Source organism: Cupriavidus sp. 01L415, from assembly GCF_056400065.1.
Genome location: NZ_JBFTSP010000056.1, coordinates 1 through 17,389 on the forward strand (window position 1 = coordinate 1; position 17,389 = coordinate 17,389).

12 protein-coding genes are annotated in these 17,389 nt (G+C 66.2%); 9 read left to right on the forward strand and 3 right to left on the reverse strand.

The features are described 5' to 3' along the window. Window positions 1–115: 115 nt before the first annotated feature. The gene (locus tag AC1DOX_RS30410) at window positions 116–1,009 is read right to left on the reverse strand and encodes a LysR family transcriptional regulator (protein ID WP_441624484.1); all 894 of its coding nucleotides are present in this window, start codon (window positions 1,007–1,009) and stop codon (window positions 116–118) included. Window positions 1,010–1,109: 100 nt separating this feature from the next. On the opposite strand from AC1DOX_RS30410, the gene AC1DOX_RS30415 reads away from it, so the two are divergent. From AC1DOX_RS30415 to uvrA, 3 genes are all read left to right on the forward strand, one after another. Then, a complete protein-coding gene (locus AC1DOX_RS30415; RefSeq protein ID WP_441624486.1) occupies window positions 1,110–2,183 on the forward strand; it encodes an alkene reductase in 1,074 nt (357 codons plus the stop codon). 107 nt (window positions 2,184–2,290) lie between these two features. Next, window positions 2,291–3,184, forward strand: a complete 894-nt coding sequence (locus tag AC1DOX_RS30420; RefSeq protein WP_441624504.1) for an ATP adenylyltransferase family protein — start codon at window positions 2,291–2,293, stop codon at window positions 3,182–3,184. Between the two features lie 389 nt (window positions 3,185–3,573). Further along, on the forward strand, window positions 3,574–9,435 hold the full coding sequence (uvrA, locus tag AC1DOX_RS30425; protein WP_441624488.1) for an excinuclease ABC subunit UvrA: 5,862 nt from the start codon (window positions 3,574–3,576) through the stop codon (window positions 9,433–9,435). Between the two features lie 134 nt (window positions 9,436–9,569). On the opposite strand, the gene AC1DOX_RS30430 is transcribed toward uvrA, so the two are convergent. Next, entirely contained in the window at window positions 9,570–10,865 is a 1,296-nt protein-coding gene (locus tag AC1DOX_RS30430) for a tetratricopeptide repeat protein (RefSeq protein ID WP_441624490.1), read from the reverse strand. Between the two features lie 293 nt (window positions 10,866–11,158). On the opposite strand from AC1DOX_RS30430, the gene AC1DOX_RS30435 reads away from it, so the two are divergent. From AC1DOX_RS30435 to AC1DOX_RS30445, 3 genes are all read left to right on the forward strand, one after another. Beyond that, the gene (locus AC1DOX_RS30435; RefSeq protein ID WP_441624492.1) at window positions 11,159–11,686 is read left to right on the forward strand and encodes a winged helix-turn-helix transcriptional regulator; all 528 of its coding nucleotides are present in this window, start codon (window positions 11,159–11,161) and stop codon (window positions 11,684–11,686) included. Between the two features lie 109 nt (window positions 11,687–11,795). Then, window positions 11,796–12,131 (forward strand): hypothetical protein, encoded by a 336-nt coding sequence (locus AC1DOX_RS30440; protein WP_441624494.1) that lies wholly within the window; start codon window positions 11,796–11,798, stop codon window positions 12,129–12,131. Window positions 12,132–12,243: 112 nt separating this feature from the next. Further along, the gene (locus AC1DOX_RS30445; RefSeq protein ID WP_441624496.1) at window positions 12,244–12,642 is read left to right on the forward strand and encodes a short-chain fatty acid transporter; all 399 of its coding nucleotides are present in this window, start codon (window positions 12,244–12,246) and stop codon (window positions 12,640–12,642) included. A 68-nt stretch (window positions 12,643–12,710) separates the two neighbouring features. On the opposite strand, the gene AC1DOX_RS30450 is transcribed toward AC1DOX_RS30445, so the two are convergent. Then, window positions 12,711–13,466: an SDR family oxidoreductase gene (locus AC1DOX_RS30450; protein WP_441624498.1), complete on the reverse strand. Its 756-nt coding sequence runs from the start codon at window positions 13,464–13,466 to the stop codon at window positions 12,711–12,713. Window positions 13,467–13,576: 110 nt separating this feature from the next. Between AC1DOX_RS30450 and AC1DOX_RS30455 the strand changes: the two genes are divergently transcribed. The 3 genes from AC1DOX_RS30455 (at window position 13,577) to AC1DOX_RS30465 (ending at window position 17,136) form a co-directional block, all read left to right on the forward strand. Then, entirely contained in the window at window positions 13,577–14,500 is a 924-nt protein-coding gene (locus AC1DOX_RS30455; RefSeq protein WP_441624500.1) for a LysR family transcriptional regulator, read from the forward strand. Between the two features lie 215 nt (window positions 14,501–14,715). Next, window positions 14,716–16,080 (forward strand): MFS transporter, encoded by a 1,365-nt coding sequence (locus tag AC1DOX_RS30460; protein WP_092141467.1) that lies wholly within the window; start codon window positions 14,716–14,718, stop codon window positions 16,078–16,080. Window positions 16,081–16,308: 228 nt separating this feature from the next. Further along, complete coding sequence (locus tag AC1DOX_RS30465; RefSeq protein ID WP_441624502.1) at window positions 16,309–17,136, forward strand: BON domain-containing protein; 828 nt, start codon at window positions 16,309–16,311, stop codon at window positions 17,134–17,136. Window positions 17,137–17,389 lie beyond the last annotated feature (253 nt).

Sequence of the window (17,389 nt, forward strand, 5' to 3'; positions counted from 1 at the left end):
GCGCGAACGCCTGCAACTGCGCGCGTTCATCTTCGCTCAACACCAATTCGGCCTTCGGTCTGCCCGTAATCATCGCGATATCTCCGTTCCCAAAATGCCGAAACGGGATGCAAGACTAATGCCAGTTATTTGCGGGACAGGACACTAGACGCTCCCGAAGGAACTCGATGAAGCGTTGTGTCTTCGCCGGCAGCAGACGGGTTTCGGTGATCGCATAGACGGGCATCGGCGTGCCTTGCCATTCGGGCATGATCTGGCGCAGCTTCCCGCTGGCGAGTTCATCCGCGACGATTTCCCGCGGCATCAGGATGATGCCCATATCGAGCGTTGCCAGGCGGCGGCTCATGCCAACGCTGTTGAGGAGGAACCGCCCACTCACCGGAACCGTGGCGGTTCGCTTCCCGTCGTGCAACGTCCACGAACCCGCCTTCAGGATGGTTAGGCACTCGCGCCGCCCCAGATCGGCGGGCTCGCCTGGCTCGCCCATCCTTTCAAGGTAGCCGGGCGAGGCATAGAGTTGAGGCGTGAGTGAGGCCAGCGTGCGTGCGATGAGTTGCGAGTTCTCGGACTCGCCCATGCGGATCGCCACGTCGAACGGCTCGCTGACCAGATCGACGCGTCGGGGCGTCAGGTCGAAATCGAAAGTGAGGCCGGGATAGAGGTCAGCAAACTCGGCGATCAAAGGTGCCAGGTAGGTGACCGCGAAATCCACCGGCAGCGAAGCGCGCAGCACGCCGGTGGGCTGCGCGAGCATTTCGCCGAGTTGCTCATGTGCCAGCCGGGCTTCATCGACGATGCGCTTGCATCGGTCGAAGTAAATCTGACCGGCCTCGGTCAATTCGATCTTGCGTGTTGTGCGGTGCAGCAGGCGCAACCCGATCGCCTTCTCCAGCGCGCTGATTCGGCGCGACAGGGTCGAGTTCGGCACGCCCATTGCCTCCGACGCACTGCGAAAGCCCCTGGCTTTGACGACCTCCACGAACAACGCCATGTCGTTCAGCAGTTCCATGTTCATTGCTCCATTAATGGATCAATGTTATCCGACTCACCATATTTATCCCGAATGGGAAGCAGGCGATGATGCCTTCCATCCATCAGAGGAAGTCATCATGAGCAAACTATTCGATCCCGTCCGCGTCGGCCGCCACACGCTGCAAAACCGCCTGGTCATGGCACCGATGACTCGCAGCCGTGCCCAATTCGACGGCACGCCGGGCGAGCTGGCCGCCGAGTATTACGCCCAACGCGCCAGCGCTGGCCTGATCGTCGCCGAAGGCACACAGCCCTCGGACGATGGACAGGGCTACCTGACCACGCCGGGCATCTACACCGATGCGCACGTCGCCGGCTGGAAGAAGACCACCGATGCCGTGCATGCCAAGGGTGGCCACATCTTCATCCAGCTCATGCATGCCGGGCGCATGTCCCACCCGGATAACACGCCGCATCATCGCGAGGGCGTCGCGCCGTCGGCGATTGCCCCGGGTACGGGGATGTTCACGGCCAAGGGCATGCAGGACATTCCCGTGCCGCGTGCGCTGACCACTGCGGAAGTGCACCGGACCGTCGAGGATTTCCGCCATGCGGCCCGTCGCGCGGTCGAGGCCGGCGCCGATGGTGTCGAAATCCACGGCGCGAATGCCTATCTGATCCAGCAGTTCTTCGCACCGAGCGCGAACACGCGCACGGACGCATACGGTGGTTCGATCGAGAACCGCGCCCGCTTCGCCATCGAAGTCGCCACCGCGATTGCCGAAGAAATCGGCGGCGATCGCACCGCGATCCGCCTCTCGCCCGGCACGACCATGTGGGGGATCGACGAAGGTGACGAAGTGCCGGATCTGTACCGCTACCTGGTCGCCGAGCTCGACAAGCTGGGACTGGCCTACCTGCACATCATGCATCAGGGCAACGACCCGCTGCTGGCCGATATCCGCAAGCGCTGGAAGGGCTCGCTGATCCTGAACCGGCCGGGTCGCCCGCGTGAGCAGATCGGGGCCGACGTGGCGTCTGGGCTGGCGGATCTGGAGTCCTACGGCCAAATGACGCTTGCGAATCCAGACTTCGTCGACCGCCTGAAGGCCAACGCGCCGATGAACGAGGCTGACCGCAATGGCTTCTTCGGCGGCACGGCGCAGGGCTACACCGATTACCCGACCTTGAGCGAAACCAGAGCCGCCTGAGGCCAGCACCGCAACCCCACCACCAAGGCGTTTCAGGTCCGCTGCGCCCCCATCAGTTGAGAACTCCCGCTGGAGAATCTATGCTGCAGTGGGAGCGCAAGGGGGCCATGCACCATTCAGACTTTCAGCCCGGCACACTGTGGCCGGCCATCGTGCAACGGACGGCACACGCCCTGCAGAGAGGGGCGTTGTGTCCGATCGAAACCGTCCAGTCGTCGATCGAGGATGGCGGCGTGCGGTTTCTGGTCCGCCAGGTGTCGAGCCTGGCCCGCAAGGACAAAGCACGCGGAACGGTCAGTGCCGGGGCCAATCCATTCCTTCCCTATGACCCCGATCTGTTTGTTTCGGATATCTCCAACACCCACGTGGCGTTGCTCAACAAGTTCAACGTCATCGAGCATCACCTGCTCATCGTCACGCGCCGCTTCGAACCGCAGGAATCATTGCTGACCGTGGCGGACTTTGCCGCGCTGTTAGCTTGCATGGCGGAGTTCGGGAGCCTGGGCTTCTACAACGGCGGGGCAGCCGCTGGAGCGAGCCAGCCCCACAAACATCTGCAGCTCGTACCGCTGCCACTCGCCGAGGCGGGCCCGGCGTTGCCGATCGGCCCCTTGCTGGCGTCGGCGCGGATCACCGGCACCATCGGCACCGTCCCCGGCCTGGCATTTGCCAATGCGTTCGCGCCGCTGGATATCTTCGCAGCGCCCGCGCGCGAGATGGCGTGCACGATGTGCGAGCGCTACCGTGCATTGCTCGATGCGGTTGGTGTCCGGACCATCGATGTGGATGGCGGACTGCACCAGTCAGCGCCGTACAACCTGCTGATCATGCCCGCAGGGCTGCTACTGGTGCCACGATCCAGCGAATTCGTGGAAGGCATCTCGGTCAATGCCCTGGGGTTCGCCGGCTCGCTGTTTTTGCGGGACGTGGCGCAGATGCGCGTGATCGAGAGGCTTGGTCCAATGCAGCTCCTGCTACGGGCCGCGGCGGCCGCAGGCTAGCGGGAAGGGGCGCTTCGCGGCTGGCGGCACGAAGCCGTCGTACGTGGTGCCACGTTGACGTCTTGAAGCCCATTTCGTACTGGCGGCTCTTGAGCGGACCGAAAGTTTCGCCGGCGTTGACGTTGGTCACGCTGGCCGAACCACCCCGTTCCAGAGATTCCACGTAGCTGATGTCGGCCGTCGAGAAATTGTCGGTCTTGTACATCAGCGCCAGTCATAGGTAACTGTATGTTTATACAGTATAGTGGCGGCATTGCCGGAGCAGGCGGTATTGCCCGTCACCCAAAACCCTTCTCAAGGTGTCTGTTTTTATTAAGGCATGATGGTGTGTTTTGGTGGCGCAAGAGCACCGCGGTTTTGCTCCTAACCCTTTGATTTGAGAGGCAGAATTGTCCGAACATGGCACGATCCGCATTCGCGGCGCCCGTCAGCACAATCTCAAGAATGTCGACCTGGACCTGCATACGGGCCAGATGACCGTGGTCACGGGCCCGTCAGGCTCCGGCAAGTCCAGCCTGGTATTCGACACGCTCTACGCGGAAGGCCAGCGCCGCTATGTCGAGACTTTCAGCGCCTACGCCCGCCAGTTCCTGGACCGGATGGACCGCCCCCAGGTGGACAAGGTGGACGGTGTGCCACCCGCCATCGCCATCGACCAGACCAATCCGGTACGCAGCTCGCGGTCCACGGTCGGCACCATGACCGAACTGAACGACCATCTGAAGCTGCTGTATGCGCGCGCGTCGGAGCTGTTCGACCGCCAGACCGCACTGCCGGTACGCCACGATTCACCCGAAACGATTTACGCCGAACTGGTGGCCCGCACGGCCGCCGGCCAGCCGTTTGCGGACGCGCGGCTGGTGGTGACGTTCCCCGTGGAATTGCCTGAGTCGGCCACGGACGAGGAAGTGGAACAGTGGCTGTCCGTCAGTGGCTATACGCGCGTGCATGGCCAGCGCGTCGTGCAGTCGCCCACGGGCAACCGCAAGGTGCTGGACGTGGTGGCCGACCGCTTCCGGATCGGCAATGTCGACAAGGCGCGCGCCCTGGAGGCCATCGAGGCCTCGCTCAAGCGGGGCGGCGGCCGCGTGAGCGTGAGTGTGGTGCCGGACGAGGGCGATGGCCCGGTCTGGAAGTTCTCCACCGGCCTGCACAGCCCCGAAAGCGATATCCGCTACGCCGATCCGCAACCGGCCCTCTTTTCGTTCAACTCCGCCTACGGCGCATGCGAGACCTGCCGTGGCTTCGGCCGCGTGATTGGCGTGGACCTGGGCCTAGTGATTCCCGATGGCCGCAAGTCCCTGCGTGACGGCGCGATCAAGCCGATGCAGACGCCGGCCTGGAAGGAATGCCAGGATGACCTGATGCGCTACGCCGCGCGTGCCGGCATCCCGCGCGACCTGCCGTGGAACCAGCTCAGCGAGGCCGAGCAGCACTGGGTAATCCACGGCTCGCCGGACTGGAACGGGCAGTGGAACAAGCAGTGGTATGGCGTGATGCGGTTCTTTAGCTACCTGGAGTCCAAGGCGTACAAGATGCACATCCGCGTGCTCTTGTCGAAGTACCGCAGCTACACGCCGTGCGAGACCTGCGGCGGCGCACGCCTGAAGACGGAATCGATGCTCTGGCGCCTGGGTTCCCGCGACAATGCCGATGCCGTGTTACCCCCGGCGCATCGCTTCCTGCCGCGCGGCGTGGACTGGGACCGCACGCAGCTGGAAGCGCTGCCGGGCCTGACCGTGCACGACCTGATGCTGATGCCGATCGCGCGCATCCGCCGCTTCTTCGATGACCTGACACTGCCCACCGCGCTGCTCGACGACGCGCTCAAGCTGCTGCTGGCCGAGGTTCGCACGCGCCTGAAGTACCTGTGCGACGTCGGCCTGGGCTACCTGACGCTGGATCGCCAGAGCCGTACGCTGTCCGGGGGCGAGGTGCAGCGGATCAACCTGACTACGGCGCTCGGCACCTCGCTGGTCAACACGCTGTTCGTACTGGACGAGCCTAGCATCGGGCTGCATCCACGCGACCTCAACCGCATCGTCGAGGCCATGCACCGGCTGCGCGACGCTGGCAACACGCTGGTGGTGGTCGAGCATGACCCGTCGGTGATGCTGGCCGCCGACCGTCTGATCGACATGGGGCCCGGCCCCGGCGAGCGCGGCGGCAACATCATCTTCGACGGCACGCCCGAGCGCATCCGGGGGGAGCACACGCTGACGGGCGACTACCTCGGTGGCCGCCGGCTGGTCACAGACACGTCGCACTGGATCACCCGTCCGGTAGACGCCAGTACGCCACGCGTCGTGCTGGAGGGTGCCTCCGAGCACAACCTGCGCGATGTGACCGTGGAAATCCCGCTGAACCGCCTGGTCTGCGTGACTGGCGTGTCGGGATCGGGCAAGTCCACGCTGTTGCAGGACGTGCTGTACCCGGCCATGGCGCGGCACTTTGGCAAGGCCACGGAATCTCCGGGTGCGTTCCGCGACCTGACCGGCGTGGAGCAGGTGGATGACGTCGTGTTCGTCGACCAGTCGCCGATCGGCAAGACCGCGCGGTCGAACCCGGCCAGCTACGTGGGCGCGTTCGACGAGATCCGCAAGCTGTTTGCCAAGGCGCCACTGGCGCTGCAGCGCGGCTATACGGCCGGCACGTTCAGCTTCAACTCGGGCGATGGCCGTTGCCCGACCTGCGGCGGCTCGGGCTTCGAGCATGTGGAGATGCAGTTCCTCTCCGACGTCTATCTGCGTTGCCCGGACTGCGACGGCACTCGCTATCGCGCGGAAGTACTCGAGGTGAAGATCGAGCGCGCCGCACGCGGCCAGTCGCCGCGCACGCTGAGCGTAGCCGATGTGCTGGAACTCACCGTCAGCGAGGCCACCGCGCTGTTTGCCGACGATCCCGGCGTGCTGCGCGTGCTGGCGCCAATCGCCGACGTCGGCCTGGAATACGTGAAGCTGGGGCAGCCGGTGCCGACACTCTCCGGTGGCGAGGCCCAGCGCCTGAAACTGGCGGGCTTCCTGGCGGAAACCGCGCAGGCGCAACCGGTCAGGAACCGCAAGGCGGTGATCCTGCCGAAGCGGCTGTTCATGTTCGACGAGCCAACCACGGGCCTGCATTTCGACGATATCGCCAAGCTGATGCGCGCGTTCGGCAAGCTGCTGGACGGTGGTCATTCGCTGATCGTGATCGAGCACAACCTCGACGTGATCCGCGCGGCGGACTGGCTGATCGACCTGGGCCCGGAAGGCGGCGACGCGGGCGGCGAAGTGCTCTGCGTGGGCACGCCGGAAGACGTCAAGGCCTGCGCCGATTCCCATACCGGCCAGGCGCTGATCCAGTATGACGCCGCGATGGGCGAGGCCGGCACGCTGGCCGCCGAGCGCGCGGAGATCGCCTCGCACGGCCTGCCGCTGCAGGCGGCGGTGCAGGCCGCCCGGGCGCGTCGCGCCGTCGAGGGCGAGGGCGTGGTGCGCATCGTCAATGCGCACGAGCACAACCTCAAGGCGCTCAACGTCGATATCCCGCACGGCAAGTTCAATGTGATCACCGGCGTGTCCGGTTCCGGCAAGTCGACGCTGGCATTCGACATCCTGTTCCATGAGGGCCAGCGCCGTTACCTGGAGTCCCTCAACGCCTACGCGCGATCGATCGTGCAGCCGGCCGGGCGGCCGGAGGTGGACGCCGTCTATGGCATTCCGCCGACGGTGGCCATCGAGCAGCGCCTGTCGCGCGGTGGCCGCAAGAGCACGGTGGCGACCACGTCGGAAGTCTGGCACTTCCTGCGCCTGCTGTATGTGAAGCTGGGCATCCAGCATTGCGTCCACGACGGCGCACCGGTGAAATCGCAAAGTCCTGCGTCGATCGCTGCCCAGTTGCTGCGGGATTATCGCGGCCAGCACGTTGGCCTGCTGGCGCCGCTGGTGGTGAACCGCAAGGGCGTCTATACGGATCTGGCCAAGTGGGCCCGCGCGCGGGGCAACACCCACCTGCGCGTGGACGGCGAGTTCCTGCCGGTGGACCCGTGGCCACGGCTGGACCGGTTCCGCGAGCACACGATCGAGCTGCCGGTGGGCGACATCGTCGTTTCGCCGGACAACGAGGCGCAACTGCGCGCGCTGCTGGACCAGACGCTGGAAGTGGGCAAGGGCGTGATGCATTTGCTGGCGCCGCTCGACGGGCTGCATGACGCCATGCACGGCGGCAGCGGTACGGGCCATGTGGGCGAGACCAAGGTTTTTTCGACCAAGCGCGCCTGCCCGGTCTGCGGCACCAGCTATCCGGAACTCGACCCGCGCATGTTCTCGTACAACAGCAAGCACGGCTGGTGTTCCACCTGCGTGGGCACCGGTCTCGCGCTGACGCGCGAACAGCGCGCCGTGTATGACGATACCGTGCTGGGCGGCGATGACCGCGGCCGGGAGCAGAGCCTGCCGTCGGAGGAGCAGGAGCCGGAAGGCGTGGGCGACACGCCATGCGCCGATTGCGGCGGCACGCGCCTGAATGCGGTGGCGCGCGCGGTGACGTTCGATACGAATGCGATCACCGACGTGGCGCAGTGGACCGTGTCCGACACTCGCCGCTGGGTGGACGCATTACGCCTGACCGGCCGCGACGCGGAGATCGCGCGCGACGTCGTCACCGAGATCGCCAGCCGCCTGCAGTTCCTGGAAGAGGTGGGCCTGGGTTACCTGAGCCTGGATCGCGCCGCGCCGAGCCTTTCCGGCGGCGAGGCGCAGCGGATCCGTCTGGCCGCGCAGCTCGGCAGCAACCTGCAGGGCGTGTGCTATGTGCTGGACGAGCCGACCATCGGCCTGCATCCGCGCGACAACCAGATCCTGCTGGACGCGCTGCGTAAGCTGGGCGACAAGGGCAACACGCTGGTGGTGGTGGAGCACGACGAGGACACGATCCGCCGCGCCGACCACATCATCGACATCGGTCCGGGCGCCGGCAAGCGCGGCGGCCACCTGGTGGCGCAGGGCGGCGTGGCGGCGCTGGCGGCCGCACCGGATTCGACCACCGGCCAGTTCCTGGCGCGGCCGATCATCCATCCTTTACAGGCGCGGCGCGTGGTGAAGCCCGCACGGGCGGGCAAGGAAGCCGAGCCCGCGCAGTGGCTGACCGTCCATGGCGCGCACCTGCACAACCTGCGCGACGTCACGGCGCGGATTCCGCTGTCGCGCCTGGTGGCCATTACGGGCGTCTCCGGTTCGGGCAAATCCACGCTGGCGCGCGATGTGCTGATGACCAACCTGCTCGATGCGGTGGGGCGGTCGGTGATGTCGTCGCCGGCCACGCGCCGCGCCCGGGCGGCTGCGGAGAAGGCTGGCAAGCCGACGGCGACGCGGGCGCTCAGCGTGGAGCACGCGTGGCATGGCTGCGAATCCATCACCGGCTGGGAGTCCGTCGATCGGGTGCTGGAAGTGGATCAGACCCCGATCGGTAAGACGCCGCGCTCGTGTCCGGCTACGTATATCGGCGTGTGGGATGCCATCCGCAAGCTGTTCGCGGAAACGCTGGAAGCGAAGGCGCGCGGCTACAAGGCGTCGCGGTTCTCGTTCAATACGGGCGAGGGACGCTGCCCGGCCTGCGAGGGCCAGGGCGTGCGCACCATCGGCATGAGCTTCCTGCCTGACGTCAAGGTGCTCTGCGACGTCTGCCACGGCCAGCGCTTCAATCCGGAAACGCTGGCGGTCACCTGGCGCGGCAAGAACATCGGCGACGTGCTGACGATGGAGATCGACGAAGCCGTGGAGTTCTTCTCGGCCATGACGCAGATCTCGCATCCGCTGCAACTGATGAAGGACGTGGGGCTTGGCTACCTGACGCTGGGGCAGCCATCGCCCACGCTGTCCGGCGGCGAGGCGCAGCGGATCAAGCTGGTGACCGAGCTTTCCAAGGTCCGCGACGACATCACGCGCCGCGGCCAGAAGGCGCCGCACACGCTGTACGTGCTGGATGAACCGACCGTGGGGCTGCATATGGCCGACGTGGCACGGCTGATCCGCGTGCTGCACCGACTGGCCGATGGCGGCCACAGCGTGGTGGTGATCGAGCACGACCTGGACGTGATTGCCGAGGCGGACTGGATCATCGACCTGGGACCGGAAGGCGGTGCGGCGGGCGGGACGATCGTCGGCGCGGCGGATCCGGAGGCCCTGTTGCGGATCAAGGCGAGCCATACCGGTGCGGCGCTGGTGCCGGTGCTGGCCCGCGAGGCGGAAGGCGAGGCGCGGGCGGTGAGTTGAGGGCGTGCTTCAGGGGGCAGCTGGCTGGCTGTCCACCACGCGTGAAGGCCGCCGGTTGAGCCGGCGGCCTTCGCATGTGATATCACGCATCAGGCACCAGCCGTCAGGCATGCCATCAGCCATCAGGCGTCCCCTCATTGGTAACCCATCACCGGGACGGCGGCCTGTCGCCCGGGCCGCTGCGCAATCATGCGTCTGGCATCTTCGATCCGGTTTGCCCGCAGATACGCGGCAACCAGCGTCAGGTCGATGAGGTCGCGTTGCGCGCGACTGCCGCCGATACGGACGGTCTCTGGCCGCGCGGCTTCCAGTTCGATAATCGCGCTGTCCCAGTCGCCGGCGCCATAGGCCGCAAAGCCATCCGTGATGCCTATCACGACATCGCCGGGCGGGTATTTGTTCACCTCGAGCTTGTCGCGGATTTCGGCCAGACGCGTTTGCAGGGCTTCGTTGTCGTCCTCGACGACGCAGGCAATCAGCGCGTGCGTATCGGCATAGCCCAACCCGGCCTTGGGAAAGCTGCTTTGCGCATGTGCGCGGACCTCGCGCCAGGCTGCGTCGTTGCGCGGCTGGCCAGCCAGTTCGGCGCGCCAGAGGAAGGATACCGAATCGGTGACCACATTGATGGGCGGCCCCCATGCGCCGCCCGGATGCACGCTGGAGCGATATACCTCCCAGGCGCGATCCGACCGGCCCACAGCCAGCGCGGCCAGCGCCACGTGCCACGACAGGTGGCAGTGGGTCAGGCTGCGCTTGTCGAGCCGCGGCATCCAGTCTTCCAGGAAATCGAGGGCCATCGCCGATTCGCCGCGCTCATACATCACGTGGACGCGGAAATGCGCGGCATGGGCATGGCGCGGATTGGCCGCCAGCGCGCGTTCGAGCAACGTCCACGCCTGGTCGAGACGGCCGGTCTCGCAGGCGGCAAAGCCGTATACGGCTTCGAACCACCAGTCCTGCCCGTACGCCGGCGCCAGCGATGCCAGCAACTGGTAGAGCTGCTCTTCGTGATCGGCGTCGCCACTGAAACCATACAAGCCGAAGACGCTGGTCGCGGGGGCCAGCACCATCGCGTCCCGGGGCCAGGTTTTTAGATGCGCGTGCATCGCCTGCATCGCCTGAACCGGCTTGCCCTCTATGCTCAACGCCAGCGCATCGATATGACTTTGCTCGCGTGGCGTGGTGGATGCGGCGAGTTCACGCGCCTTGGCCGCCAGTGTCCGTGCCGGGGCCACGTCGGCATCGAGAAACATGCCGCGCGCCAGCGCGATATGAGCGAGGGCGAAATCCGGGGCGTTGTCGATGGCGGTGGCGAGGTGTCCCCGGTATCCGGCAACACCCGAGATCACGCTGTCGACGCCAGCCACATAGGCATCACGCGCCGCCTGCGATGCGGTCGACAGAGGTAATCCATATCGGTCTTCCAGCATGGCGCTGTCCCTCCGGCAGGGCGATGGGCATATATGTCACGGCACATTGCGACAGGGCCGGCACGCCCCGGCGCCGGCCCTGTCCGATAGTTATAGTGCACATCCCGCCGGATTTGCCCACGATCTCGGCCCAGCCGCCGCCGCGCGACGCCTGCGCGGCCTGCGCGCATACCGACCTCCAACGCCGCCGAATCCCCAGTAACTAGCATGCTGCGAGTATCATCGACGGGAAATCCGCCAATGCGCGGCCAATGCGTGCAGTACAGAACCTGACGCGCCGGAGCCCAACGACCATGCAACGCAAGACTTTCCGAAACATGCAGTGCCCCATCGCCCGCAGCCTGGAGCGCGTGGGAGAGTGGTGGAGCATCATGATCATGCGCGATGCGTTCTACGGGACCACGCGTTTCGACGAATTCCAGCGCAACCTCGACATCGCGCCCAATATGCTGACGCGGCGCCTGAACGGGCTGGTGGAAGAGGGCCTGCTGGAAAAGCGCCAGTACTCGGAGCGCCCGCCGCGCTATGAATACGTGCTGACGGAATGCGGCCGCGATTTCCGGCCCGTGCTGCTGGCGCTGATGGCCTGGGGCAATCGCAATTTCGCGCCGGAAGGGGCGAGCGTGCAGATCGCGGACCGGGAAACCGGCAAGATCGTGACCCCGGTGCTCGTCGATGGCGACAGCGGCGAGCCGTTGCAGATGGGCCGGCGCCACGTGGTGACGGCGGGTCCCGCGGCCGATGAGCGCACGCGCGCGCGGTTGTCGTCCGCGGCGTCGTTCATGACCGGGCGGACGGCTCGCGCGACGACGGCGGAATGACCTGAGGCTGGTGGCGCCGCGCTGGCGCCCCACTGGCGCTGGTTTGCCCGGTATCCTACGCTGCTACTTTCGGTGTTGCGTCGCAACGCCTTGCCAGAAAGGAGCCGCCATGCCCGATTTCCGCCTGCCCTTGTCCGGTGACGTCATCCAGTCGATCAATCCGTGGAACTGGTTTGTGCGTACCGTCGGCGGCCAGTTCGGCCTGATCAACATCAATCTGGGCCGCAGCACCAATCCTGAAATGGAAGCGCGCATCCTCGACGAGGTGGGCTCGTACGGGCATCAGATCGGCAAGATGGGCGATGCGCTCGGCGTATTGCTGGCGCACGTGGATCGCAGCAAGCTGACGGAGACCGAGCGCTGCACGATCGACGAATTCGAGGCCCAGCTGGCGGAAATTGCGCGGGTCAAGCAGAAGCGCGCGGCGCTGACTGCCCGCCAGTAGCAGGGCATCGAAAGGGGGCGGCCAGGTTGCTCCCAAAGCATTCCTGGCATAGAGTCCTTGGGATAGCACCCGTCCTCCGACGGTTCTTTCCGCCGATTCCGGACCCGACCCGATGCCACGTTTTCCTCGCCTTTGCCTGGCCGCGGCCAGCCTGCTGGCTGCCTGCACCACGCCGCCGCCAGCGCCGCCCCAACGCATGCCGTCCCCGCCCAACACGATCACACCGCCGTCGGGGGCCTACGGCGGTATCAGCCGCGCGCAAATGGACGCGGCCGGCAATGCCTGCGAAAAGGTAGTGGCCAACGCCGTCAAGACCCGCTTCCCGCAACCGGGCGCCGTCATGCTGATGCCGGACCGCGAGCGCGTTTTCCAGCAGTCAGCCACGCAGACCGGCATCAATGGTGAAGGCACGTTCGAGCCCGACGCCACCGACGACGCCATGTCCTTCCGCTACACCTGCATCTACAACACGCGCACGCAGCGCGTCGACGACGTGCAGATGAAGTACTGAGTTCCGGCCGGAGGGCGTCCCCGGAAAGCACCCGGCCAGGACCGCCGGGCGCCCGGACGCAGTGAGGATCAGATCATGCCGCCGTTGGCGCGCAGCACCTGGCCGTTGATCCAGCCGCCGTCAGGCCCGGCCAGGAACGACACCGTCGCGGCGATATCCTCGGGCGTGCCCAGCCGCTCCAGCGGATTGAGCTTCGCCAGCTTGTCGATCAACTCGGGCGACTTGCCATCCAGGAACAGGTCCGTCGCGGTGGGGCCGGGCGCCACCGCGTTGACCGTCACGCCGCGTCCGCGCATCTCCTTCGACAGGACCGCCGTCATGGCTTCCACTGCCGCCTTGGATGCCGCGTAGATCCCGTACTGCTCCATCCGCAACCCGATCACGCTCGTCGAGAAATTGATGATGCGACCGCCGCTGCGCAGCCGGCGTGCGGCTTCGCGCATGCCATGGAACGCGCCCCGCAGATTGATCTGCATGATGCCGTCAAACAGGGCGTCGTCCGCGTCCGCGATGGTGCGTAACCCCATGACGCCCGCGTTGTTGACGATGACGTCCACGCCGCCAAACGCGGTTTCGGCGGCGTCAAACATGCGCGCCACCGCGGCGGCGTCCGACACGTCGGCCTGCGCCGTCATGGCGCGGCCGCCCGCGGCTTCGATCTTGCGCACCAGCGCTTCGGCCGGCGCCGCGCCACTGGCGTAGTTGACGATCACGGTAAAGCCGTCGCGTGCCAGGCGCTCGGCTATGGCCGCGCCGATGCCGCGGGATGCGCCAGTGACGATGGCGACACGGTTGGTTTGCTGGGTGGTGGCTTGCTCGGTCATGGTTGGCCTCGGTTCCGAAATCAGTGAAGGTGAAGCAAAGATAGATCTTCCGAATCACCAGATAAACGGGCAATATTCGCCATCATCATTCGAAAAGTCGAACAATCCATATGGACCGGATCGATGCCATGCGCGTGTTCACGCGCATCGTGGAGCGGCGCAGCTTCACGGCGGCCGCGCAGGACCTGGATTTGCCGCGCTCGTCGGTGACGGACGCCGTCAAGCAACTGGAGACGCGGCTCGGTGTGCGCCTGTTGCAGCGGACCACGCGCCACGTCAGCCCGACGCTCGACGGCGAAGCCTATTTCCAGCGCTGCCTGCGCCTGCTGGCCGACTTCGAGGAGGCGGAATCGGGCTTTGCCGGCGTCAGCCCGAAGGGGCAACTCCGCGTGGACGTGCAGGGCCAACTGGCGCGGCGCTTCCTGTTTCCCGCGCTGCCGGCGTTCCTGGCCCGTTACCCCGATATCGAATTCCAGATGAGCGAAGGCGACCGGTTGGTCGACCTGGTGCGCGAAGGCATCGACTGCGTGCTTCGCGCCGGCGAACCGCAAGACAGCGAGATGGTGGCGCGACGCGTGGCGCGCCTGACCCAGGTCACGCTGGCCTCGCCGGACTATCTTTCCCGTTTTGGGCGCCCGGAATCGCTGGATGAGCTGAACGGCCATCGCATGGTTGGATTCCGGTCGACGCTGACCGGGGGCGTGCTGCCGCTGGAGTTCATGGTCGGTGGCGCCCGGCGGGACGTGATGTTACCGGCACCGGTGACCATGAGCGGCGCGGAGAGTTTTGCCGCGGCCTGCCGGCTGGGGCTGGGGCTGATCCAGGTGCCCCGCTATCACGTCGAGGACGACATCGCGCGCGGCACGCTCGTCATCGTGTTGCCGGAACTGCCCCCGCCGGTGATGCCGATGTCGTTGCTCTATCCGCGCAGTCGCCAGTTGTCGCCCCGCGTTCGCGTCTTCCTGGACTGGGTTTCGACGGAGTTCGCCGCAAAACGCGGCGAAACAGGCGAAGAGGGCGCCTCCGGCAATTAAGCGCACGCTGAATCGGCGCCAGCACGTCCGCGCGTTTTCCCGTATTGTCTCGATCTGGTGACAATATCGGCCCGCCTGGCCGACGGGGTCGCCCGATCGCCGATGCCCCCATCGCCCCCACCGCTTTCCCGCTACCTCCGACCGTGCAGAACAACGCCACCCCGCCGCAGCCCGCCACCCCGGACGCCTCGCCCCACATTCCTCAGCACACCCCCATGACCGCGCGCGAAAAGCGCGGCATGGCGGCCATCATGATCGCCGTCGCGCTGGCCACGCTGGATACCGCCATCGCCAACACCGCGCTGCCGGCCATTGCGGCCGATCTCCACAGTACCCCGGCGGCCTCGGTGTGGATCATCAATGCGTATCAGCTGGCGATGGTGGCCACGCTGCTGCCGTTTGCCGCGCTCGGCGGCATTCTTGGCCATCGCCGCATCTATCTGGGCGGCGTGATCCTGTTCATCATCTCGTCCGTGGTCTGCGCGATGGCGTGGTCGCTGCCGTCGCTGGCCGCCGCACGCGTGCTGCAAGGCGTCGGCGCCGCCGCCATCATGAGTGTCAACACGGCGCTGATCAGCGCCATCTTCCCGATCCACAGGCTGGGACGCGGGGTCGGCCTCAACGCGCTGGTCGTCGGGGTTTCGTTTGCCGTGGGACCAACCGTGGCGTCGATCATCCTGTCGCTCGGGCCCTGGCCGTGGCTGTTTGCCGTGAACCTGCCAATCGGCCTGCTGGCACTGGCAATTGCGTGGCCTTCGTTGCCCCAGACAAAACGCAGCAGCCATGGCTTTGATCCGGTGGCAGCCATTCTCAACGTCATCACCTTCGCCGCGCTGATCTTCGCGTTGGGCGAGGGCGTGCAGCGCGAGCCGACGGAATACGTCGTGGCCGCCGCCGCGGTGTTTGCCATTGCCTTTGTGCTCCTGCTGCGTCGCGAGCGCGGGCACCCGGCGCCGATGTTGCCGGTGGACCTGTTCAGGCGGCCGATGTTCGCGCTGTCCACGCTCACCGCCATCTGCTCGTTTGCCGCGCAGGGGCTCGCCTTCGTGTCGCTGCCATTCTATTTCGAGCACGTGCTGGGCCGCGATCCGATCGAGACCGGCTTCCTGATGACGCCGTGGTCCGCCGTGGTGGCGTTGATGGCGCCCATCGCCGGCCGGCTGTCGGACCGATATCCACCGGGGCTGCTCGGTGGCGTGGGGCTGGCCATCATGTCGGTGGGCATGGTGTCGCTGGCGATGATGCCGGCCGATGCGAGCGTGCTCAACATTGGCATTCGCATGGCGATCTGCGGCGCGGGTTTCGGCTTCTTCCAGTCGCCGAACCTGAAGGCGCTGATGGCCAGCGCGCCGCGTGAGCGGGCAGGCGGCGCGAGCGGCGTGATCGCGACCGCGCGGCTGCTGGGCCAGGCGACGGGTGCCGCGCTCGTGGCGTTGTCGTTCGGCATCGCCGGCAAACATGGGCCGACACTTGCGTTGTCCCTCGGTGCGGGATTTGCCGGCGTGGCGGCCATCGCCAGCGGTTTGCGGCTGATTGCGCCACACAGCGCGGACAGCGCGATGCACGCGACGCCCAAGTAGACGCGGGTCAGTCCGCCGCGCTACCCGCACTCGGCGACAAGAACGCGCCATCCCCGGCCAGCGGCGCTGCGGATGCCAGCGCCATTCGTGCGCGCAGGGCTTGTAGAAACTGCACGGCGAGCGTGGCCACCGGGCCACATCCGTTCGGCGCGCCGCTCGGTATGAAACTTGCCGTTCCCCAAGGTATCGGGGCCGCCGTGTGCTGCCCCTCACCCAAGGAGGGACGCAATGAACCGATCTGACGACTACGGCCGTCGCCGTTGGCCGGACCAGCGCTACGGCGGCTACGAGGAAGGCTATGGCCACGTGCCGGGCGACGATCATCACTGGCGCCGCCGCGACTTGTCGGCCGGTCGCTACGGCAATACCGGCGAACGCAATCCCTACGACACCGATACCTGGCGGAACGCCGAAGACCGCGACAACGGTGCATGGCGGCGCGGCCGTACGGCGCAATTGAGTGATGGATGGCGTTCGCGCCATGCCACGGTCTATTATCCGGGCCGCTCGGTCCAGGACGAAGCGCGCGACGAGAGTTCGCCGCATGAGCGTGGTTACGTCAGTGCCTACAGCACCGGCTACGAGGATGGCTACACGGCTGGCGCGCGTGCTTCGCGCGACGAGATGCCGGGGCCGCCGGAACGCTGGCAGGGCACGCGCGGCAGCTACGAAAGTGGATATGAAGGCGACGCGGTGCGCACGGACCGGCAACGGTCACGTGGCGAGCCGGTCTACGGTCAGGAGCGCGTATCGGCTTATGGATACGAGCGGGATGCACGGGGCGAACGGTATGCGCGCCCCACCGGGCCGAAGAACTACACGCGTTCTGACGAGCGTATCCGCGAGGAAGTCTGCGAACGCCTGGCCCATGCGCCGGAACTGGACGTGAGCGAGGTAACGGTGACAGTGATCGCCGGCGTGGTGACGCTGACCGGATCGGTCGTGAACCGGCGCGTGAAGTATCGGGTGGAAGACATCGCGGACGACACCTATGGCGTGAGCGACGTCGTCAATCAGATCCATGTGCACCCTTACGGCGTGCTGGCATCGGAATAAAGCAGACTGATCAAAGGGCTGAACAAGGGGCCGCTTCCACCTATCTCCGATGGCCCAATCCGCGAAATCAATGCCCTGGCAGTTCAACTGCCGGGGCATTTTCATGGTGCGCCCGGCAGGGCGCACTCACTTGAGGGTGCAAGTCCCTTACACACCCGGCAAGGGGAAGTGTTAGCCAGAGACAAGGGTTTCCCGGGCGACTGGGAGTCTGAAGGAAGTCCGAGGCAAAGCGCTGGCCTGACGAACAGGAAGC

Excerpts from the sequence above, each read along its gene's own strand:
- AC1DOX_RS30430 (WP_441624490.1), bottom strand. The coding sequence starts at position 10,865 with ATGCTGGAAGACCGATATGGATTACCTCTGTCGACCGCATCGCAGGCG.
- AC1DOX_RS30415 (WP_441624486.1), top strand. The coding sequence starts at position 1,110 with ATGAGCAAACTATTCGATCCCGTCCGCGTCGGCCGCCACACGCTGCAA.
- AC1DOX_RS30460 (WP_092141467.1), top strand. The coding sequence starts at position 14,716 with ATGACCGCGCGCGAAAAGCGCGGCATGGCGGCCATCATGATCGCCGTC.
- AC1DOX_RS30410 (WP_441624484.1), bottom strand. The coding sequence starts at position 1,009 with ATGGAACTGCTGAACGACATGGCGTTGTTCGTGGAGGTCGTCAAAGCC.
- AC1DOX_RS30445 (WP_441624496.1), top strand. The coding sequence starts at position 12,244 with ATGCCACGTTTTCCTCGCCTTTGCCTGGCCGCGGCCAGCCTGCTGGCT.
- AC1DOX_RS30465 (WP_441624502.1), top strand. The coding sequence starts at position 16,309 with ATGAACCGATCTGACGACTACGGCCGTCGCCGTTGGCCGGACCAGCGC.
- AC1DOX_RS30440 (WP_441624494.1), top strand. The coding sequence starts at position 11,796 with ATGCCCGATTTCCGCCTGCCCTTGTCCGGTGACGTCATCCAGTCGATC.
- AC1DOX_RS30450 (WP_441624498.1), bottom strand. The coding sequence starts at position 13,466 with ATGACCGAGCAAGCCACCACCCAGCAAACCAACCGTGTCGCCATCGTC.
- AC1DOX_RS30435 (WP_441624492.1), top strand. The coding sequence starts at position 11,159 with ATGCAACGCAAGACTTTCCGAAACATGCAGTGCCCCATCGCCCGCAGC.
- AC1DOX_RS30455 (WP_441624500.1), top strand. The coding sequence starts at position 13,577 with ATGGACCGGATCGATGCCATGCGCGTGTTCACGCGCATCGTGGAGCGG.
- AC1DOX_RS30420 (WP_441624504.1), top strand. The coding sequence starts at position 2,291 with ATGCACCATTCAGACTTTCAGCCCGGCACACTGTGGCCGGCCATCGTG.